The sequence below is a fragment of the Streptomyces sp. NPDC085927 genome, assembly GCF_044540975.1.
Taxonomy (GTDB): domain Bacteria; phylum Actinomycetota; class Actinomycetes; order Streptomycetales; family Streptomycetaceae; genus Streptomyces; species Streptomyces hirsutus.
The window spans coordinates 319,583-338,844 of record NZ_JBITSN010000006.1 but is presented as its reverse complement, the minus strand read 5'-3'; the positions used below and the strand labels follow the sequence as shown (position 1 = coordinate 338,844).

Genomic DNA, 19,262 nt, shown 5'->3' with positions numbered 1-19,262 from the left:
TCCTCCATCGGGCAGGCCGTAGGGCCTGTCGTCAGATGTCACGTCCACATCAGCGGTGATGCGAGGGTGACGGACGCCCGGTAGGACTCGGCGGTCTTGTCGCAACGGGTGGTGATGCCGCGCCACTGTTTCAGGTGTTTCAAGTGTTTCAGGCGGGTGAAGGTGCCGTCCTTCGCCCGACGGCGGAATCGCGTGTGCGGGGTGACCCGGGAGCCGTACCGCTCGGGCACGTCTCGCCAGGCCACCAGGCCACCCCGGTGCGGAACTTCCACAGGACCCCGTTGAGGACCGTCCGGTCGTCCAGCCGCTTGCGGCCCCGCGACGGCGCGGACAGCAGTGGACGGACGAAGTCCCATTCCGCGTCGGACAGTTCATGACGGCGTATCACCCGACCGTGATCCACCGATCAGCATCACATGGACGGCGGGGCTCTAGGCAGAGGGGTGAGCGACCACGTTGATGTTGAACGTGTGAGAACCCAGACCGCTCGCGATGCCCATGAAGAGCAGGGCGAAGTGCTCTTGTCCGCGTGCGGTGGTGATGCCGCCCATGTCCAGCTGGGACGAAGCGGGCCAGCCGAGGTCGGTCAGCAACTGACCGGTGATCCGTTTGGCTTCGGCGTCGTCGCCGGAGAGGAAAACGGTGCTCGGGCCCTCCAGACCGTCCGGGGCGGTCATCACGGTGGAGTCCATGGTGCACAGCGTCTTCACCACGGGGGTCAGGGGGAAGGCCTCCTGGATCTGCTCACCCAGGCTGCTGTTCGGGTGCGAGAGCTCGGTGAAGTCGTCGGAGAGGCCGACCCCGACATCGATCAGCAGGGTGCCGGCCAGCGCCGGTGCCCCGATGGAGTGCAACAGTTCCACGGAGACGGCCCCCGGGGTGGCGTTGACGAGTACCTCCGCGTGGGCGGCTGTCTCGTTCAGGCTTGCCACGGGGAGACCGAGGTCCGTCCGGTCCTTGGGATGACGTGAACCGAGGAGCACGTCGTGCCCTGCGGCGCTCCAGCCGTGGGCCAGTGCTCGGGCGACATTGCCGGTGCCAAGTAGTCCTAATCGCATGGTTGGGACGCTAGCTGTCGTCGGGGCGCTGCGGATCGGACCTCGGGCCCGGGTGCGCCGGCACCAAAGACCTAGTTCCGTGATCACTCGCCACTCGCCACTCGCCACTCGCCACTCGCCACGACAGGACTGCCGACTCCCACCGGGCGGCCGTCACCTTCGCTTCGCTCCCGATACCCGGCGTGACCATTCGACGGCAGCTCCTGGCCCGCTACCTCCTCGCGTAGATGAAGATCACGAGTGCCGTGGCTCCCACGGTGAGAACGGCTCCCGCCCACGCCGCCATCAGCCCCACGTACCGGAAGGCCCCGTAGGACGTGGAGTGGCCGGCGCTCCAGACTCCTCCGTGAGCCTTGGCCGCCGCATCCCGCCACCCTCGGTAATCAGTAGCCAGGATGATGCCCGCGAGTGACATCATCAGCGGACCCAGGACGATCATCACGGCTGCTCCCATCCGCTCATTCCGCGGAGCGCGATCACCCTGAGGAAGCCCGCCCTCGCGGCCGGTGGAGTCTCAAGGGACCGGTCGAGCGCCACCGCGCAGCCTGGAGCACAAGCCCCACGACCGCGGGAGTGGGCCCCAGGATCGCGAATCCTCCCTCGGAGACACCTGGCGGCGACCAACACCTGGCGGCACCACCTCGCGGCCCCCTGAGCAGGCATGGGAAGCGTTACACGATCAGGGTCACCACCATGGCGATCAGTCCGATCACCACCAGCGCCACCACCGCCATGATCAGGACGAGCGGCATCGTCCCCCACCCCTTGCGCTGCTCGGGTGGCTCCGGATACGAGATGCCGTACGTGCCGCCTTCGGCGGGAGGCGTCTCACCGGGGGAGACGCCGCTCCTCGGTGCGGCCTCCGGGGTTCGCCTCGGGTCGGGATCAGGAGTTGTCATGGCACACGCTCCTCTTGGCACTCATCTGTCTGCGGGCTGGTTCTCCTTGACATCGCACCGCCCTCATACGGATGCATACGGACGGCGCGCTACTTGTTGGGCCTGGCGGCGCTGATGTCGCCGAGGGCCGACTCGGGGTCGCGCTCGATGGCCAGGTCCGCGAGGAAGACGATGCCCACCGCGTGCCGGCTGTCGTCGACGACCGGTACACGGCGGACCGCGTGCTCACGCATCACTTCCACCGCGCGGACCAGGTCGTCGTCGGGTTTCACCGTGACCAGGTCGTCGCTGCACGCGTTCGCCACGGTCGTACGGTTCGGATCGCCGCCCTCGGCCAGTGCGCGCACCACCAGGTCACGGTCGCTGACCAGCCCCCGCAACCGCTCGCCTTCGACGACCAGAACGGCACCGATGTCCTCGTCCCGCATCATCCGGGCCACGACCGTCACCGAGGTCCGGGGTTCGACGGTCACCGGGGCACTCGTCATGACGTCGCTGACATGCTGAGCCATGGGACCATCCCTCCGTGGAGTGAGTGGGCGGTGCGCTTCCCGCCGATCGGCCTGCCGAGTACCCGTGGGCGACCGGTCCTCACGTGGTCACCAGGGGCGTGTGGGCAACGGCCGGGATCGGTGATCGTCCCGGTACCTCGATACGAGTACTACGAGTGCTGCGAGTACCGGGGCGGGACTTTCCTCACGGAGGGTGACTTCCGAGGGGGCGGGACGGGCCACGTCCGCAGACAGGCCCTGCCGGTTGCCGGGCGCCGCTGGACCTCCCGGCCTCGTGAGCCCGCCACGGGCTCGTAAACCGGACACGGGCTCGTAATCCCGTCACGACCCCGGACGGGGTTACAGGACGGGACGGTGCCCGGGCATCCCTGCGGCTGTGCGCACCCCGACCCGGTCACCGCGCTCGCCTTCGTCGAGCCCGACACTGAGCAGCCGGCCGCACCGCGCCCCGGTGAAGACGGGACGCCCGGTGCGGCCGGCGGCGGCTGTGTCGTGGGACGCCGGGGCGGCTACGGCTACCAGACGAGGGCGTCCGCCGCGTTGTCCTGCCAGTAGGTGACGGTGGCGGCGCTGTTGAAGAAGACACCGCCGTTCGGCAGCTTCAGGGTCTTCTCCGTGGAGGTCGCGTTGCCCTTCTTGCCGGCGAAGAACACGCCCAGGGTCTTCTCGGTGGCGCCCCCTTCGCCCTCGGGGGAGGACGTCGTGATGCCCGCGTACGCGGACTGACCGGGCTCGAGCACCACTACGGCCTGCGGTGTGGTCTCCTCGGCCCACGGCAGCGGGGCCTGGGCGTCGGCGCCGGCCCTCAGGTACGGGGCGCTGTAGGCGTAGCAGGGCTTGGTGCCGGTGTTGGTGGCCTTGAGCAGCAGGTGGTTGATCGGGCGGGACACCTCGGTGACGGTCAGTTTGGTGTTTGCCGTGGTGCAGGTGACGACCGCGGAGGCCTTCGCCGTGGCGGCGGAGGCGGTCTGCCCGGCGGCCTGGAAGCCGACGAAGGCGAGGGCGGCGGCGACGACCATGGAGGAGGCGGCCGTGCGGGAGGCGAAACGAGTGGCGATACGCATGAGTGGACTGCTTTCTCTGAACATCAGGAAGATGATTTTTCGGTGGTGAACTGTGTCGGTCGGCTGAGCGGCCGGCCGACCGGTCTTGTCCTGGCCGCGCTGCGTGGAGTGCGGGTGGGCACGCAGGAAGCGCGGATCGTGAAAGGGAGTTGAGCGGGGCGGATCACCGTGTCCGGCGAGGCGCCGTGCTTGGATGGTCCAAGGCTGTGTCATGCGGCGTCCCATGCGCCATTCCATCGGGATTTTTGGGACGTTGGGATGCGCGACCTGCTCTGACCTGGGGAAACGTGACCTTCATGGGATGCCGAACGGAATGGGGAACTGGTGGGGGCGGCTGAGGAGATCGCTGATTTCGCGGCGCTGTTGCGCGAGTTGAAGCAGCGATCCGGGCTGAGTTACGAGGCGCTGGCGAAGCGGGCGCACATGAGCACCTCGACGCTGCACCGGTACTGCAAGGGGGAAGGCGTACCGGCCGACAACGCTGCCGTCTCCCGCTTCGCCCGGGTGTGCAAGGCGACTCCCGAGGAACGGGTCGAGTTGCACCGGCGCTGGGTCCTGGCGGACGCGGCGCGGGAACGTGCCCGGCGGACCACGGCTGATGCGGAACCGGACTCCGCGGAGCAGGCCGGAGCGTCCACGCCCGGCGGCTCAGGCCCGGAGCCACGCTCCGCGCAGGTACGCACAGAGCACCGACCCCAGCCGGAGTCCGTACCGGACACTCCGCCCGTGCCGGACACTCCGCCCGTGCCCGCACCCGCACCCGTGCCCGCACCCGCTCCCCCGCCCGCGCCGCCGACCACGTCCGCACCCACGCCCACCTTTACCTCCACCTCCACCTCCACGAGCGAGCCCGAGGCCCCTCCCGGCCCCGTCGCCGAACCGTCGCCGGAGACGGCCGTTCTCACTCACCGCACTCCGGCGCCCCTCCGGACCGCCCGCAGGCGGTGGGCCCTGATCGCGGCGAGCACCGCCGTCGTCGTCGCCGTGTCCACCGCGCTCGCGGTCGGTCTGAAGAGCGGGGAGAAAGACCTGGCGGAGAACGGCCGGCCGGCCGACACCGTGACCTCCTCCGAAGAACCGGCCTCCGGCGCCTCCACGCCGCACCCTTCGGCGTCCACGTCCCCCTCCGCGCGCCCGAGCCGCTCCCCGGCTCCGGCTCCGGCCCCCGGGACGCCCGACGCCAAGCCGCCGGCGCCCGGCACCGACACGGGCCGCGCCCAGGACGGCGATGAGGTCCCGCTCACGGTGAGCACCCGCACCTACGCCTGGGACGACCCGCAGTGCGAGGGGAAGTACCTGATCAACCGGCCTCCCGGCGAAGTCTCGCCGCCGGTGATGGGGCAGGACGTGCCGGGCTGGGTGAAGGCGCACGGCGCCGTCGCCGCCGACCGGCAGCGGGTGGCGCTGACCGTCCAGGGCATCGGGGACGAAACCGTCGTCATCGAGTCCCTGCACGTCCGCGTGGTCAGCTCGAGCGCGCCCCCGGCCTGGAACGCGTACCTGGGGTCGTCGGGCTGCGGCGGAGGCGTGGAGACGAGGTCGTTCGACACGGACCTCGACGCCGGTCACCCCACCATCGTGCCGAAGGCCGGCCAGCGCGGTTTCCCCTACAAGGTCAGCCGGTCCGATCCCGAGGTGCTGTACATCACCGCCGGTGCCGACGTCCACGATGTGAACTGGTATGCGGAGCTGCAGTGGTCCAGCGGCGGCCGTCAGGGAACCACACGGATCGACGACCACGGAAAACCGTTCCGCACCAGCGGCAGCCAGGGCCGTCCCGTCTACGAGCACCTGCTCGGCGGCACCGAATGGTTCAGCGTGGCGGAGAACTGACCCCCGGGGCCCCGACGTCGAGGACATGTCGGGGCCGAAGCGTCGACGACGCCGGGCGCGTGTCCCGGGTCGGAGCCTTCGCTGCTCACATGGGTGGGACGGGACGGGGCACCCGTATGTCCGTCCACCAGTGAAGGGAGCCGATCATGGTAGTCGTCGCGGTCATCGCCGTGTGTGTGGTCCTGGCCGTCCTGGCCTTCCTCGTCCCCCGTCTCTCCCGCCATCCCGAACGCGGCACGCAACGTACGCTCGGTGCCGGGGCGCGGGCCGGTGGCAAGGCGCCCGGCATCCTGGGCCGGATCTTCAGCAAGCCCTTCCACACCAGTTCGCGCGCGGTGAGCCGCAGCGGTTCGGCAGGCCGCCGCTCCCGTGGCCGTATGCCCTTCTGACCGGCTGTGCGGACGGAGCGGACCGAGCGGATCGAGCGGGGAGACCGGTGATGAACGCCGAAGACGCGGACAAGCTGCTGGACGGGCTGACGGTGGATGCCAGTCGGCGGGAACAGCCGATCGTGCTGGACGCGGACGGGCGTCCCATCCGGACATGGCGGGAGAACCATCCGTACGACCGCAAGGTGAGCCGCAAGGAGTACGAGCGGGCCAAGCGCGTCCTGCAGGTCGAGCTGCTCAAGCTCCAGCGGTGGGTCAAGGACACCGGCGCACGCCTGGTCGTCGTGTGCGAGGGGCGTGACGCGGCGGGCAAGGGCGGCACGATCCAGCGGCTCACCGAGCGGCTCAACCCGCGCGGCGCACGCGTGGTCGCCCTGGACAAGCCCACCGAACGCGAGGCGGGCCAGTGGTACTTCCAGCGGCACATCGCGCACCTGCCGACGGCCGGTGAGATCGTCTTCTTCGACCGCTCCTGGTACAACCGGGCCGGCGTGGAACGCGTGATGGGGTACTGCTCCAAGGACGAGTACGAGCTGTTCCTCGAGCAGTGCCCGGCCTTCGAACGGATGCTGACCGACGACGGCATCCTGCTGGTGAAGTTCTGGTTCTCGGTGTCCCGCTCCGAGCAGCGCACGCGCTTCGCGATCCGGCAGGTCGATCCGGTGCGCCAGTGGAAGCTCTCGCCCACCGACCTGGCGTCACTGGACCTCTGGGACGACTACACCGAGGCGAAGGTCGACATGTTCCGCGCCACGGACACCGCCCACGCCCCCTGGACCGTCGTCAAGAGCAACGACAAGCGGCGCGCCCGCCTGGAGACCATGCGCAGTCTGCTGTCGCGCATCGACTACGCCAGTAAGGACAGCGAGGCGGTCGGCACACCCGATCCCCTCGTCGTCGGCGCCGCCGACACCCTTCTGGAGCCCGGTGAGGAGGACACCGCCCTGTCACCCACTCCGTTGTCCCCCGGCGCCGAGGGGCCTGGCAAGCACCCCGGGACCGCCTGACGCCCACGAGCCCCTCATGAGATGAAGCGGCTGATGAAGCGTTACCCGGGCGGCCGGTGATCCTCCCGGTACTCGAGGTCGTGCAGGGCGTCAGGAAACGGTGACCGAACGGGCTCCGCGCCTGCCCCGGCCTGTGACGGGCCCCGTCGCAACCGACCTGCCGACGGTGCGGCTCGGGACCGGGGGAGGGACTGCGCGCTGCGACACTCACGCTCCGACGGCACCCCGCCCCGTCCGACAGTGCTGTGGCCCATGCCACAGGAACCGGGCCGGGGCGGCGGAGAGTAAAGAGTGTGAGCCATACAGAACCAGCGGAGTCGTTGCGCACGCGCATACGCTCGGGGGACCGTGCCGCGTTCGCCGACCTGTACGACCAGCACGCGCGGGCGGTCTACAACCATGCCCTGCGGCTGACCGGCAACTGGTCGGACGCCGAGGAGGCGATGTCCGAGACCTTCCTCGCCGCCTGGCGCACCCGGGAATCGGTGGAGCCGGAGGGCGGCTCGCTCAAGCCGTGGCTGCTCGGCATCGCCACGAACAAGGCGCACAACGCCAACCGGGGTGTGCGCCGGCGGCTCGCCTTCCTGGCGCGCAGCCCCGAACCCCGCCAGGTCGAGGACTTCGCGGACGAGACGGCCGGCCGGATCGACGACGCCCGCCGGCTCGCGGCGGTCCACGACGCCCTGTGCCGGCTGCGACGCCAGGACCGGGAGGTGATCGCCCTGTGCGTGGCGTCCGGGCTGGACTACCAGCAGGCCGCCGAGGCGCTCGGCATTCCGGTGGGCACCGTGCGGTCGCGGCTCTCGCGCGCCCGGGCGCGACTGGCCCGGATCAGCTCCGCCCCACTGCGCGGACGGAAAGCGGAACCACCGGGCGCCCACGGAGAGATGGAGAGTGAGGCCGCGTTCGTGGCCCTGTTCCTGCGGGAGGAAACCCGATGAACGCCGACCACCCGCCCCGCGCGGGCTCCGCCCGGAGTGCGGCGGAGGACCTGCTGGCATCGGCCGAATGGGACCTCCCGCCGAGCCGTCATCTCCGTCACAAGGAAGCCCTGATGCAGCAGATCGACCGCGCCCACACCCCCTCGACCCGCACCCCCTCGCCCCGGACGCCCCCGGCACCGCGCCGCCGACTCCCGCGCCCCGCCCTGGTGTTGCCGGCCGTGTCGATGGTCCTGGCAGGGGCGCTGTTCATCACGTTCTCCGATGGCGGCCACGGCTCTGCCCCCGCGGCCGGAGCCGGCACCGTACCCGCCGAGGTGAACAGTGCCTCCGTCACTCTCGACCGGATCGCCGCCGCGGCCCTGGAGACCGACGCCACGCCGGTGAAGGACGGCCAGTTCGTGTACGTCGAGCGCCTGATCCGTGGGAACACGGGCTCCTTCAACGGTCCGGTGCGGCTCGGCGCCCTGCACAAGCAGGAGGTGTGGACCGCGCAGGTTCCCGGCCCGGTGACCAGGACCGGCTGGATGAGGGAGACCGGCAAGGACGCCGTCATGCCCGGTCAGGTGGTGCCCCTCGAGTTCACCGATCCCGTCCGGGCGGGCATCGACCACCCCACGTACGAGTGGCTGGCCTCGCTGCCCACCGACCCCGACGCCCTGCTCGAACTGCTCTACTCCCGGACCGGGGTGGAGGACGGAGAATCGAAGTACCAGGCCGTCTTCGGGAGGATCGGCGACCTGCTCGGCTCGACGATCATGCCCCCCGCCACCGCCTCCGCCCTCTACAAGGCCGTCGAGAGGATTCCCGGCGTGACCCAGATCCCCGACGCCGTCGACGCCGCCGGCCGGCACGGCATCGGCATCACCCGCGAGGACGCCGGATCCGCGACCCGGGACGTGTGGATCTTCGACAAGCGCACGCTCGCCCACCTCGGCTCGCGCTCGTACATCACCAGGGACGAGGCCAGGGGCATCACGACCGACACGCTGTACGGCATCGACGCCGTCATGGTCCGCGCGGTCGTCGACCGTCATGGCGAGGAACCCGCCAGGACCGAGAGCTGACCCAGGCTGCGCAGACGGGGGGGAGGGAGGGAGGGCGCAGAGGTTCCTCGGCCTGGAGCCCGGTCGGGCCGGCGGGATCCGCGAAGCGCCGGGGAGCAGAGAGCTGATCCGTTCAGCGGATCAGACCCCTGCGTGGTTCGGGGCCACCAGCGCTTGCCGGGCAGGAAGCGCCCGGCCGGTGCGTCGATCGTCATGGCCCCGGGTTTCCGCCTCCTCGGAAGCGGTCACCATCGGGTGAGCAACAGATGGTTGAGGAGCAGGGCGAGCAGTGCCTGGGCGGTGAGCCAAGCGCGGACGGGGATCCCCCCTGCTCGTGGGGGTCCCCCCTGTTCGAGCAAGGTCGAGAACGTGGGGGAGGAGCCGAGACCTCGGGGGAGGGTGAGGAACGCGCAGGCCGGGAGCAGCCACAGCGTGAAGGGCAGCCAGATGCGTTCCGTCTCCGCCTTGCTCATGCCGGACAGGTCGGCGACCAGCAGGGCGAGGAGGGCGGCGGACACGAGGAGTGCGAGGCGGACCTCGGCCGCCCGGTCGGGGGTGTCGCGGCGGTGGCGGACGAGCACCGCACCGGTCCGCCGCAGGCCCGCCGCCGTCGCCAGGCCCGTGACGAGCACCGTGCAGGCGAGGTTGGCCCACACCCAGTAGCCGTAGGGACGGATGCCGCCCACGCCCTGGTGGTAGCGCGTGACCAGCAGGTGGTAGGCCTCCCACCAGTTGAACCCGGCGAGCGTGAACGCCGTCGGGACCACCGCCAGTCCGGCGAGCAGGGGCACCAGCAGGGCGGGGCGCCCCCGGATCCCGTGTCGGCCGAGCACCATGACCGCCGCCGCGATCAGTGCGACGAGCGTGAGGCCGTACGACAGGTAGCAGGTCAGGCCGAACAGCAGCCCGGATGCCCCCGCCCACCACAGGGACCGTCCGGTGACCGCCAGTGCGAGCAGCGCCACCGCCCACGCCGCCACCGCCGCGAAGTACGCGTCGGCCGAGGTGCCCATCCACACGGCGGCCGGGGCCAGGACGAGGAAGGGGGCCGCCCTTCGCGCGAGTGCCTCGTCGGCCAGGGCGCGGATCGTGACCAGCACGGCCGCGCAGGCGGTCGCCCCGACGGTGATGCACCACACCCCGGCCCAGCCTCCGCCCCGCAGCCCGATCCGGTCGAGCAGGACGAAGGTGAGCGCGGCCGCGGGCGGGTGGCCGGCGATGTGGGCGGGCCAGTGGTCGGGGGAGCCGAGCAGGATGTGCTGGGTGAAGTCCCGCAGCGCCGCCGGGATGTCCTGGAAACGGTCGATGACCTGGAGGTACTCGTGGGGGGTGGTGAGCCGTACGGCGATGCCCCGGTGCCAGCCGTCGACCAGGGCGAGGGACCAGGTCCACGCCATGGCCGTGACCCACGTCAGGGGGACCAGGGCCCGCCAGGGGAGACGGGCCGCGAGGGCGGGACCGTACGCCACGGTGGCGATCGCCACCAGGACGGCCGCCGGAGTGCCGGGGCCGAGGTGGGGGTCCCAGGACGCCAGCAGTGGGGGCCAGTCGGCGAACAGCGTGCGGCTGGTCCCCTGGATGTGGCGGCCGACCAGCACGGCCGCCGTCACGAGCAGCACGGCGGCCCCGGCGGCGTACAGGTCACGGCTCGGGCCGCGGGGTGCGCCGGGGTGCGTGGCGCCGGGCCCGGCGGAGGGCGGAGTGCGGATCACACCGGAACGCTAGGCCGCGCGGCCGGTCACGGACCGCTGTCCGGGCCCGATGTCGGCGTTTCGTCAGGGGTTGCGCACCTTTCGCCGGATGGTTCCGGCCTACCGTCGGGACATGCGCGACCCTGACGCTCCACGGCTTCCCTTCTCGCCCGGCTTCTGGCGCAGCCCCCTGCGAGGCCCCTGGTTCACCTCGGTGCTGGGCCTCGTCCTGCTCGTCGGCATCACCGTGCTGTTCGTGACGGGTCTGGTCTCGTACGCCGCTTACAACCCCGGCCTGTCGCCGGTGAACGACATGACACCGGACAAGGGGATCCTCGGCTTCTACCTCTTCGCCTGGCCGACGAACCCGCACTGGCTGTACCGGCTCAACCAGGGCGTCCACGTCACCCTCGGCATCACCCTGATCCCCGTCCTGCTCGCCAAGCTGTGGTCCGTGGTGCCGAGGCTGTTCGCGCTGCCGCCGGCCCGCTCGCTCGCGCACGCCCTGGAGCGGATCTCGCTGCTGCTCCTGGTGGGCGGCGCACTGTTCCAGTTCGTGACCGGTGTGCTCAACATCCAGCTCGACTACGTCTTCCCCGGCTCCTTCTACCCGCTGCACTTCTACGGGGCGTGGGTGTTCTTCGCCGCGTTCGTCGTCCACGTGCTGCTGAGGATGCCCACGGCGCTGCGCAATCTGCGCCACCTGCGGGAGGAGCGGAACGACCTGGTGACTCCGCGCCCCGCCGAGCCGACCGTCTCCCGGCGTGGAGCCCTGTGGTTCGTCGGGGGCGGCTCGCTGCTGCTGTTCGCCACCACGGTGGGACAGAACTTCGACGGTCCGCTGCGGCGCACCGCCCTCCTCGCACCGCACGGCGGCGGCGATCCCGGCAGTGGCCCGAACGGTTTCCAGATCAACAAGACCGCCGCGTACGCCGGGATCGACGCGGCGGAGACGGGCCAGGACGCGTGGCGGCTCGTCGTCACGGGACGCACGGGCACCGTCCGCCTCCGCCGGGACGAGCTGCTCCGGCTGCCCCTGCACAGCGCGGCGTTGCCCATCGCCTGCGTGGAGGGCTGGTCGACGTCGGACCAGTGGTGGCGCGGGGTGCGGCTGCGCGACCTCGCGGCGCTCGTCGGGTACGACGACGACCCGCCGGACGTGTTCGTCGAGTCCCTCCAGCGGAGCGGCGCCTTCCGGGAAGCCGCCCTGCGCGCCAACCAGGTGGCCGACCCGCGTTCCCTGCTCGCCCTGTACGTCAACGGCGAGGAGCTGTCCCCCGACCACGGCCACCCGGCGCGGATCATCGTGCCCGCCGCGCCCGGTGTGCTCAACACCAAGTGGGTGGCCCGGATGACGTTCGGAGACCTGTGATGCTTCCGCGTCTTCCGCGTCCTCTGCGGCTTCCGCGCGTTCCGGTCGGCAGTCCCCTGCAACTCCTGCTGTTGGCCTGCTCGTTCGCGCTCGCCGCCTACGCGGGTGTGCGGCTGCTCGCGGACGACTGGCTCGGCGTGGCGCTGTGGTTCGTGGGGGTGGCGCTGCTGCACGACCTCGTGCTGCTGCCCTTGTACGCGGTAGCGGACCGGGCGGCCGTACGAGGGCTCGGCACGATCCGGCGCCGGGAGTGGGTGCCGTACCTACGCGTGCCGGCGGCCCTCTCCGGACTGCTCCTTCTGGTGTGGTTCCCGCTGATCAGCGGGAGGGTGGAGCGGCGCTACCGGTTCGGCACCGGACTGTCGGCGGACGTGTTCCTCGCCCGCTGGCTGCTGATCACCGCCGTCCTCTTCGGCGGCGCGGCACTGCTGCTGGTGCTGCGACTGCGGCAGCTGCGGCGGCTGCGCAGGGCGGCGAAGCACCGTCCGCCGGCCGTCCACTGACCGGCCGGTTCCCAGCCCTGTGCGTACCGGAGCAGCACCCGCGTGCCGAGCCGCGCCCAGGGGAAGAAGGCGTCGGCTCCGCCGCCGCCGGTGAGGGGCGGGGTACGGCCGGGGGCGGAGTCGGCTCCGCGACGGGTCAGGGGCCCGGCGAGGAGCCCGGCCGGCCTGCCGGCCCGGAGCCCGGCCCGGAGCCCGGCCCGGAGCCCGGCCCGGAGCCCGGCCCGGAGCCCGGCCCGGAGTCCGGCTCTGTGGCCGGCGGTGATACGCCCCTGGTGACCGGCCGCGCATCCGGCCCCGCGACCGCCGTGCACCGGGCCAGCTGCGTGGCGAAGCGGCCGTGCGGGGCCAGGGCGGCGACGGCGTGGGCGTCGGCAGCGGTGTCGACGTCGCGCAGGGCCGGCAGGTCGCGCACCCGCAGGCCGGCGGTGAGGAGCCGGTTCCGCTGGGCTGCTCCCGTCCCCGGGGTCGACATGGGCACGCCCCGCAGCAGGGCGGGATCGGGGTGCGCCAGACCGAGGGCCCAGAAACCGCCGTCCTCGGCCGGGCCGAAGTGGGCGTCGCAGTCGGTGAAGTCCACGGTGAGCAGCTCCGGTGTCACCTGCGGGGTGTCCATGCCGATGAGCAGGGCCGGGCCGTCGCAGTGCGCGAAGGCGGCCGCCAGCCGCTCGTCCAGCCCGCCCGCGCACTGCGGTACGACGTCGAAGCCGGGCGGCAGCCAGGGGCCGGGGGTGCCGTCGAGGACGAGGACGCGCCGGGAGGCGGGCGTGGCCGCCACGGCGTGCAGGGTGTCCGCGAGGGCCGCCTCGGCCAGCTCGGCCGCCTGACCGGGTGTGAACGGTGGGGTGAGCCGGGTCTTGACCCGGCCGGGCCGCGGCTCCTTGGCGATGACGAGGAGCGTGGTCAACGGACGGTTCCTCCCCCGTGCGCGGAGGGCTCGCGCAGCACGCGCCTCATGTCCCGCACGGTCTGCCAGGTGCCGCGCCAGGTGCCCGTCACCTTCGACGCCCCGGTGCGCGGCAGGTACGGCACGTCGTGCTCGGCGATCCGCCAGCCGGCGTCGGCCGCGCGGACGACCATCTGGAGCGGATAGCCGCTGCGCCGGTCGGTGAGGCCGAGGGCGAGCAGGGGTGCGCGGCGGGCGGCGCGCAAGGGGCCGAGGTCGTGCAGGCGCAGCCCGGTGCGGCGGCGCAGCATCCGTGCGAGCGCGAGGTTGCCGGCGCGGGCGTGTGCGGGCCACGCGCCCCGGCCCCGCGGACGCCGTCGGCCGAGCACCAGGTCGGCCTCGCCGTCGCGGACTTCGCGGACGAAGGGGACGAGGAGCGACGGGTCGAGGGAGGCGTCGCCGTCGCAGAAGCACACCACGTCGGCGGTGGCGGCGGTCAGTCCGGCGTGGCAGGCGGCGCCGAAACCCCGGCGCGGCTCGTGCACGACGGTCGCGCCGTACGCGCGGGCGACCTCGGCCGAGCCGTCGGTGGAACCGTTGTCGACGACGAGGGCGCGCCAGCCCGGCGGGATCCGTTCGAGCACCCAGGGGAGGGCCTCGGCCTCGTTCAGGCAGGGCAGCACCACGTCGACGTCCGGAGGAGTCGTCGTCACGGGGTCACCCTACAAACACGAATCGGGCATACCGGGCTTTCGTTCCTCACGAAACGCGGACGTCCGAGGCCGGGGCGGCGCCCGGGCACGCGCCGGCGACGGCGCGGTCCTATGCCCCGGCGCGGTCCTGCGTCCCTCGCATTCCGGCCCGCGCGAACTCCGCCATGCCTTCCTCGAAACCGACCTCCGGCTTCCACCTCAGCCCGACCCGCAGCCGCGACGAGTCCGCGGTGATGTGCCGTACGTCCCCGAGCCGGTACTCGCCGGTGACGACCGGCTCGGGCCCGCCGTACGCGGCGGCCAGCGCCCGCGCCATCTCGCCGACGGTGTGCGGTTCACCGCTGCCGGTGTTGTACGCCGTGAGCACACCCCCGGCGGCCTCCGCCTCCAGCGCCACCGCGTTGGCCGCCGCCACGTCCCGGACGTGCACGAAGTCCCTCAACTGCCGCCCGTCCTCGAACACGCGCGGTGCTTCACCCCGGGCGAGTGCCGAGCGGAAGAAGGAGGCGACACCGGCGTACGGGGTGTCGCGGGGCATTCCGGGCCCGTACACGTTGTGATAGCGCAGCGACACCGCCGACCCGCCGGTGCAGCGGGCCCAGGCGGCGGCCAGGTGCTCCTGGGCGAGCTTGGTCGCCGCGTACACGTTCCGGGGATCGGCCGGGACGTCCTCGCCGACCGGGCAGGGGGAGAGGTCGTCCCCGCACGCCGGGCAGGTGGGTTCGAAGCGGCCCGCTTCGAGGTCGGCGACGGCACGCGGCCCGGGCCGTACGGCTCCGTGCCGCGGGCACTCGTACCGCCCCTCCCCGTAGACGACCATCGACCCGGCCAGGACGAGACGCCCGACGCCGGCCTCCGCCATGGCGGCGAGCAGCACGGCGGTGCCCAGGTCGTTGCGCGAGACGTACTCCGCCGCGTCGGCGACCCCGTTGCCGAGCCCGACCATCGCGGCCTGGTGGCACACGGCGTCCACACCGGACAGGGCACGGCCGACGGCTGCCGGGTCCCGCACGTCGGCGCCGGGATCCTTCCGCACGTCGAACACGAGCGGCTCGTGTCCGCGCTCCCGGAGCACGGTGACGACATGGGACCCGATGAACCCGGCGCCGCCGGTGACCAGTACGCGCATACGGCCACGCTAGGTCCGCACCGGCGCCGCACCACGGGACCGCGCCCGTGGGCCATGACTTCGTCAGGCATGCGGGGGAGGTGTGCGCGGGTGCGTCGGACCGGGGCACACCGGGAATCGTGCGAGAGGCTGCCGCCCATGACAGCCTCACCCTCCACCGAGACCCCGTACCGCTACGACGACCTGACCGCCCTCTACTTCAACTGCACCCTCAAACCGTCCCCGCAGCTCAGCCATACCCAGGGCCTGATCGACAGGAGCCGGGCCGTCATGGACGCCGCCGGCGTGACCACGGACCTGATCCGCGCCGTGGACCAGGACATCGCACCCGGCGTCCACCCGGACATGACCGAGCACGGCTTCGCCACCGACGTCTGGCCCGAGCTGTACGAGAAGGTGATGGCCGCCGACATCCTCGTGCTCGCCGGCCCGATCTGGCTGGGCGACAACAGCTCCGTCACCAAGCAGGTCGTCGAGCGTCTCTACGCCTGCTCCTCGCTGCTCAACTCCCAGGGGCAGTACGCCTACTACGGCCGCGTCGGCGGCTGTCTGATCACCGGCAACGAGGACGGGGTGAAGCACTGCGCCATGAACGTCCTCTACAGCCTCCAGCACCTCGGCTACACGATCCCGCCCCAGGCGGACGCCGGCTGGATCGGCACGGTCGGCCCCGGGCCGTCGTACCTCGACTCCGGCTCGGGCGGCCCGGAGAACGACTTCACCAACCGCAACACCACCTTCATGACCTGGAACCTGATGCACCTCGCCGCCCTGCTGAAGCGCGCCGGAGGCATCCCCGCCCACGGCAACCAGCGCTCGCAGTGGGACGCCGGCTGCCACCCGGGCGCGGACAACCCCGAACACCGCTGACCGCCCCGGCGGACGCGGGGGTTTCCTCATCCGCCGGGCAGCCCGGGACGGCCATTCCGTCCGTCGGACGGGAGTCGGACGAGTGACTCCCGGGAGGCAACCGGTGCAGGAGGCCGGCGGTGCGGGAGGTACAGGGCAGGGACGACCGAAGCGGCCGACGTCGGACGAGTCGTGGGAGCTGATCACTCCAGTGCTTCCCGTAGGCGCTGCCGCAGCCCGGAGCGGTCGCCGGCCTCTCGGTAACGGCCGAGACGTCGGCGGGAGGCGATCCGGCATGAGACCGGATCATCTCCCGTGCGGCAGCCTTCTGACTCGTAGTCATGTATGGATCGGTCGCGGACGGCCGACCGTGCCACGGCTCCGTGGAGACGCCACCGGGCGGGAACGGTTGCTGTGGTTGTTGTACTTCGCTGCGGTGCCGCGACTGCATGCCGCCTTGCGGTGACACCCCTTGCGGACGATGCATTTCGATCTTTATGACGGGCACTCGAAAGCTCCTCTCGCTCGAGGAGGTTCGATGCTCGTAACTGTCCCCCTTGCCTACAAAGGGCTCGGGTCGATGCCGACATGGTTTGTCGTCGTAGTTGCGGTGCTGGCTGCCATCGGGATCGTCCTGGCCTATCGACGGGGACGCTGACAGCGAGTCCGGAGCCGACGGACTGCCGCACTTCTCTGCTGCACACCTTGGGCGACTTGACGGGCATGAGCGAGGTTGTTTGCGGCTGGTGAAGGCGTCGGGGCGGGTGTCGCCCAGGACCCGCTCACGCCGGGCGAGGGCGGCCCCGACAGGGGATGGCGCGTGCCATGAACAGTGCTATTTCGCCGGTTCCAGCCACCGTGGTCAACCACTTGTGATCGGCTGCTGTTGCTCATTCGGGTGCACACCTTGTGCGCGTTTCGGTCGTGATGCCCAGGCTTGATCTCGCGATGTGTTCCCTCATGAAGGTGAAAGCCCATGCCGACGTATGTCACGTTGCTGAACTGGACCGATCAAGGGATCCGAAACTACAAGGACACCGCAAAGCGTGCCGAGGCCTTCGCCGCAGCGGCGCAGAAGCTCGGGGCGAAGGTCCTGAACCTCTACTGGACCGTCGGTTCGTACGACCTCGTGGCCGTTGTCGAGGCACCCGACGACGAGACCGCCACCGCGGCGCTCCTGCAGCTTGGCGGAGTGGGCAACGCCCGTACGACGACCCTGCGGGCCTTTGGCCGAGAGGAGATGGATCGCATCATCGCCAAGGCCGCCGGCTGAGGGCATGTCGGCCTTGATTCCAAAAGGCCCCGGACCTTGATGGGTCCGGGGCCTTTTTCCTGGTGCCCTCGCAGGGTTCGAACCTGCGCACGCGGCTCCGGAGCCCCTTTCCGTCCCGGACGTGCGCGCAGGTCACAGCCTTGCAAGTGATCGATGGGCGGTAGTCAGGTCCACGAACAGTCCGCACCCAGGGGCCCGCCCCCACCGCACGGCAGCATGATCAACCCACTCATCGAACGATCGCGGTCAACGCACGAGGCACGTCGCCGATGTCCGGCCCGAGCCGGACATCGGGGTGTCCGCGCGTGCTGGTGTCAACTGCTGGGGAACCGCGCCTACTTTCGCACGCGGAAGCGGAGCATCGTGACGGCACCCGACTGGGTGTTGCTGAAAGGTTCCAGGTCGATCCTGTCGAGGCCTGGGGGCGAGAAGCGGACACCGTCGCCGAGCAGCACCGGTAGGACATACACCAGGATCTCGTCGACGAGCCCGCGCTGCAGGCACTGGGCGGCCACGTCGGCACCGAGGATCTCCAGGTTCTTGCCGCCCGCGGCGCTGCGTGCCGTGGCAACGGCCTCCTCAAGGTCACAGGTGAGGAACGTGACGGCAGGGTCCGGCTCGCCAGGAGGCTCGTGGGTGAGGACGAACTGTGCTCCCCCGTCGTAGGGGGTGCCCTGGTCGGCCATGCGCTTGGCGACCTCGTACGTGCCCCGGCCGATGAGCATGGCGCCCGTGGCCGCCATGACCTCCGGGAACACGTCCGCAGTCAGGTACTCGGCGACCCAGTCCATCGCGTGGCCAGGACCGGCGATGAACCCGTCCAGCGACATCGCCCTGTTCACGACCACTTTGCCGGTGCCGATGCTCACATCACTCATGCGTTTTCCCCAAGGGTTTTGGAGGCCCGGAGCCGCATCATAGTTCGGCCGGTGGGGAGGGCGAGGGCGGAAGTCGCACGCCTGTCTGCGGTGGCCCCACGCGAACAACCGGCATCCGGGGCAGGAGACGCGGCCTCGGGTCGGCAGGAAAGAGGTCAGCGGATGATCGGGGACACAGGAGGGGCGGTGCTGCGAAGGGCATGGACGGCTGTTTGCGCCGCTCGCTCCACCGTGGAGATGCCGTGAGACATGGTCGGGCTGCCGTGAGAGAGGACGACGACGTAGAACGTGCTCCCGTGTGCTTTGACCCGCCCCATGCTGTTGATTGCCCAGCGTTGCGAGTGGGAGCGCTGCAGCCACCCGTTCTTGAGTTGCCAACGGCTGCCTTCCGCGGACACTCCCCAGTCCTGGTCGGCGTCGATCCGGCCCATGAAGGTCTGGATCAGGTGGCGTGAGGCTTCGCTGAGCGGTGAAGGGGCGTCGAACACGGCGGTCAGCAGGGTTAGTTGGTCTGCCGCGGTGGTGCGGGTGAGGCCCCAGTGGGTACCTGGTCCTGCTTGGGTGGAGGTCAGCCCCAGGGCCTTGTTGGCGTCAGTGAGTCCTGGGCCGCCGCCGATACGTCGCCACAGGGCACCTGCGGAGTCGTTGTCGCTGCTCTGGATCATTGAGGCGGCGGTGGATGTCTCCCCCGGGGTGAGCGACTGTCTTTCGCGCTGGGCACGCAGCAGCAGTGCCGCCAGGATATTCACCTTCGCCAGGCTCGCGGTGATGTGTGTTTGTGAGCCGTACACCATTCGCCGGCCGGTCCTGGGCTCCAGAACGGCGACCGACACCTGAGTGCCGCTCCGTGCTCGAATCGGTTCGAGCAGACGAGTGAGCGCGTTGTTCACATCCGTCGGGGCCGGCGTCCGCGTGTCGGGGAGGCCCGGCGGCGCTTGGGCCGGCTTGCTGTTTGCCGGCGTCAAAGGTGCCTGGTTCTGTGCCAGGGGGCGCCCGGCCCGGTCACCGGTTGTGGTGTGACCGGCAGCGAAGCAGCCCGTGAGCAGCATGCCCGCTGCTGAGCATGCCAGCACCAGCCGTATCCGCTCCCGCCGCGCGCAGGCCTTGCCCTGTCCGCTCGGACCGGGCGGGACAGGCCGGTGCCCCATTCCGTGGGGTGGACAGGCAGCATGATTCGGATTCATCACGAACCTCAATCGCACAAGCGGGAGACAGCCGGAGG

General features: G+C 71.1%; 22 protein-coding genes. 9 read left to right on the top strand and 13 right to left on the bottom strand.

Going from position 1 to position 19,262, the window contains the following annotated elements:
* Positions 1 to 38: 38 nt before the first annotated feature.
* The 7 genes from ACIF80_RS18825 to ACIF80_RS18795 all read right to left on the bottom strand — a co-directional run bounded on the left by ACIF80_RS18825 (position 39) and on the right by ACIF80_RS18795 (position 3,533).
* The gene (locus tag ACIF80_RS18825) at positions 39 to 245 is read right to left on the bottom strand and encodes a hypothetical protein (protein ID WP_399806158.1); all 207 of its coding nucleotides are present in this window, start codon (positions 243 to 245) and stop codon (positions 39 to 41) included.
* Positions 149 to 388: a transposase gene (locus tag ACIF80_RS18820; protein ID WP_399805863.1), complete on the bottom strand. Its 240-nt coding sequence runs from the start codon at positions 386 to 388 to the stop codon at positions 149 to 151. The genes ACIF80_RS18825 and ACIF80_RS18820 overlap by 97 nt, the downstream gene beginning before the upstream one ends.
* Before the next feature lie 43 nt (positions 389 to 431).
* Positions 432 to 1,094, bottom strand: coding sequence for an NADPH-dependent F420 reductase (locus tag ACIF80_RS18815; RefSeq protein WP_399806128.1), 663 nt, complete (start codon positions 1,092 to 1,094; stop codon positions 432 to 434).
* 175 nt (positions 1,095 to 1,269) lie between these two features.
* Positions 1,270 to 1,512 (bottom strand): hypothetical protein, encoded by a 243-nt coding sequence (locus tag ACIF80_RS18810; protein ID WP_399805861.1) that lies wholly within the window; start codon positions 1,510 to 1,512, stop codon positions 1,270 to 1,272.
* A gap of 217 nt (positions 1,513 to 1,729) precedes the next feature.
* The gene (locus ACIF80_RS18805) at positions 1,730 to 1,957 is read right to left on the bottom strand and encodes a DUF6480 family protein (protein ID WP_399805859.1); all 228 of its coding nucleotides are present in this window, start codon (positions 1,955 to 1,957) and stop codon (positions 1,730 to 1,732) included.
* Positions 1,958 to 2,046: 89 nt separating this feature from the next.
* The gene (locus ACIF80_RS18800) at positions 2,047 to 2,469 is read right to left on the bottom strand and encodes a CBS domain-containing protein (protein ID WP_399805857.1); all 423 of its coding nucleotides are present in this window, start codon (positions 2,467 to 2,469) and stop codon (positions 2,047 to 2,049) included.
* Positions 2,470 to 2,984: 515 nt separating this feature from the next.
* On the bottom strand, positions 2,985 to 3,533 hold the full coding sequence (locus ACIF80_RS18795) for a DUF4232 domain-containing protein (protein WP_399805855.1): 549 nt from the start codon (positions 3,531 to 3,533) through the stop codon (positions 2,985 to 2,987).
* Between the two features lie 324 nt (positions 3,534 to 3,857).
* Here ACIF80_RS18795 and ACIF80_RS18790 point away from each other — a divergent pair, with 324 nt between their 5' ends.
* From ACIF80_RS18790 to ACIF80_RS18770, 5 genes are all read left to right on the top strand, one after another.
* Positions 3,858 to 5,366, top strand: coding sequence for a helix-turn-helix domain-containing protein (locus tag ACIF80_RS18790; protein ID WP_399805854.1), 1,509 nt, complete (start codon positions 3,858 to 3,860; stop codon positions 5,364 to 5,366).
* A 146-nt stretch (positions 5,367 to 5,512) separates the two neighbouring features.
* Entirely contained in the window at positions 5,513 to 5,755 is a 243-nt protein-coding gene (locus ACIF80_RS18785; protein ID WP_399805852.1) for a DUF6411 family protein, read from the top strand.
* 50 nt (positions 5,756 to 5,805) lie between these two features.
* On the top strand, positions 5,806 to 6,762 hold the full coding sequence (gene ppk2, locus ACIF80_RS18780) for a polyphosphate kinase 2 (protein WP_399805850.1): 957 nt from the start codon (positions 5,806 to 5,808) through the stop codon (positions 6,760 to 6,762).
* Positions 6,763 to 7,082: 320 nt separating this feature from the next.
* Positions 7,083 to 7,703: an RNA polymerase sigma factor gene (locus ACIF80_RS18775; RefSeq protein ID WP_399805848.1), complete on the top strand. Its 621-nt coding sequence runs from the start codon at positions 7,083 to 7,085 to the stop codon at positions 7,701 to 7,703.
* Positions 7,700 to 8,770, top strand: a complete 1,071-nt coding sequence (locus ACIF80_RS18770) for a CU044_5270 family protein (protein WP_399805846.1) — start codon at positions 7,700 to 7,702, stop codon at positions 8,768 to 8,770. The genes ACIF80_RS18775 and ACIF80_RS18770 overlap by 4 nt, the downstream gene beginning before the upstream one ends.
* 224 nt (positions 8,771 to 8,994) lie before the next feature.
* Here ACIF80_RS18770 and ACIF80_RS18765 read toward each other — a convergent pair whose 3' ends face one another.
* Complete coding sequence (locus ACIF80_RS18765; RefSeq protein ID WP_399805844.1) at positions 8,995 to 10,461, bottom strand: hypothetical protein; 1,467 nt, start codon at positions 10,459 to 10,461, stop codon at positions 8,995 to 8,997.
* Positions 10,462 to 10,573: 112 nt separating this feature from the next.
* Here ACIF80_RS18765 and ACIF80_RS18760 point away from each other — a divergent pair, with 112 nt between their 5' ends.
* Both ACIF80_RS18760 and ACIF80_RS18755 read left to right on the top strand, forming a co-directional pair.
* A complete protein-coding gene (locus ACIF80_RS18760) occupies positions 10,574 to 11,812 on the top strand; it encodes a molybdopterin-dependent oxidoreductase (RefSeq protein WP_399805842.1) in 1,239 nt (412 codons plus the stop codon).
* Positions 11,812 to 12,315 (top strand): hypothetical protein, encoded by a 504-nt coding sequence (locus tag ACIF80_RS18755; RefSeq protein WP_399805840.1) that lies wholly within the window; start codon positions 11,812 to 11,814, stop codon positions 12,313 to 12,315. The genes ACIF80_RS18760 and ACIF80_RS18755 overlap by 1 nt, the downstream gene beginning before the upstream one ends.
* A 136-nt stretch (positions 12,316 to 12,451) precedes the next feature.
* Here ACIF80_RS18755 and ACIF80_RS18750 read toward each other — a convergent pair whose 3' ends face one another.
* The 3 genes from ACIF80_RS18750 to ACIF80_RS18740 all read right to left on the bottom strand — a co-directional run bounded on the left by ACIF80_RS18750 (position 12,452) and on the right by ACIF80_RS18740 (position 15,040).
* Positions 12,452 to 13,219, bottom strand: a complete 768-nt coding sequence (locus ACIF80_RS18750) for a DUF2064 domain-containing protein (RefSeq protein WP_399805838.1) — start codon at positions 13,217 to 13,219, stop codon at positions 12,452 to 12,454.
* Positions 13,216 to 13,911: a glycosyltransferase family 2 protein gene (locus tag ACIF80_RS18745; protein ID WP_399805836.1), complete on the bottom strand. Its 696-nt coding sequence runs from the start codon at positions 13,909 to 13,911 to the stop codon at positions 13,216 to 13,218. Before ACIF80_RS18745 ends, ACIF80_RS18750 begins: the two co-directional genes overlap by 4 nt.
* Positions 13,912 to 14,020: 109 nt before the next feature.
* The gene (locus ACIF80_RS18740) at positions 14,021 to 15,040 is read right to left on the bottom strand and encodes an NAD-dependent epimerase/dehydratase family protein (RefSeq protein ID WP_399805834.1); all 1,020 of its coding nucleotides are present in this window, start codon (positions 15,038 to 15,040) and stop codon (positions 14,021 to 14,023) included.
* A gap of 138 nt (positions 15,041 to 15,178) precedes the next feature.
* Between ACIF80_RS18740 and ACIF80_RS18735 the strand changes: the two genes are divergently transcribed.
* A complete protein-coding gene (locus tag ACIF80_RS18735; protein WP_399805832.1) occupies positions 15,179 to 15,910 on the top strand; it encodes a flavodoxin family protein in 732 nt (243 codons plus the stop codon).
* 955 nt (positions 15,911 to 16,865) lie between these two features.
* Positions 16,866 to 17,162, top strand: a complete 297-nt coding sequence (locus ACIF80_RS18730; protein ID WP_399805830.1) for a GYD domain-containing protein — start codon at positions 16,866 to 16,868, stop codon at positions 17,160 to 17,162.
* A 335-nt stretch (positions 17,163 to 17,497) separates the two neighbouring features.
* Here ACIF80_RS18730 and ACIF80_RS18725 read toward each other — a convergent pair whose 3' ends face one another.
* Positions 17,498 to 18,040 carry a dihydrofolate reductase family protein gene (locus tag ACIF80_RS18725; RefSeq protein WP_399805828.1) on the bottom strand — a complete coding sequence of 181 codons (543 nt, stop codon included), beginning with the start codon at positions 18,038 to 18,040 and terminating at the stop codon, positions 17,498 to 17,500.
* A gap of 155 nt (positions 18,041 to 18,195) precedes the next feature.
* Positions 18,196 to 19,089: a serine hydrolase gene (locus ACIF80_RS18720; protein ID WP_399805826.1), complete on the bottom strand. Its 894-nt coding sequence runs from the start codon at positions 19,087 to 19,089 to the stop codon at positions 18,196 to 18,198.
* Positions 19,090 to 19,262 lie beyond the last annotated feature (173 nt).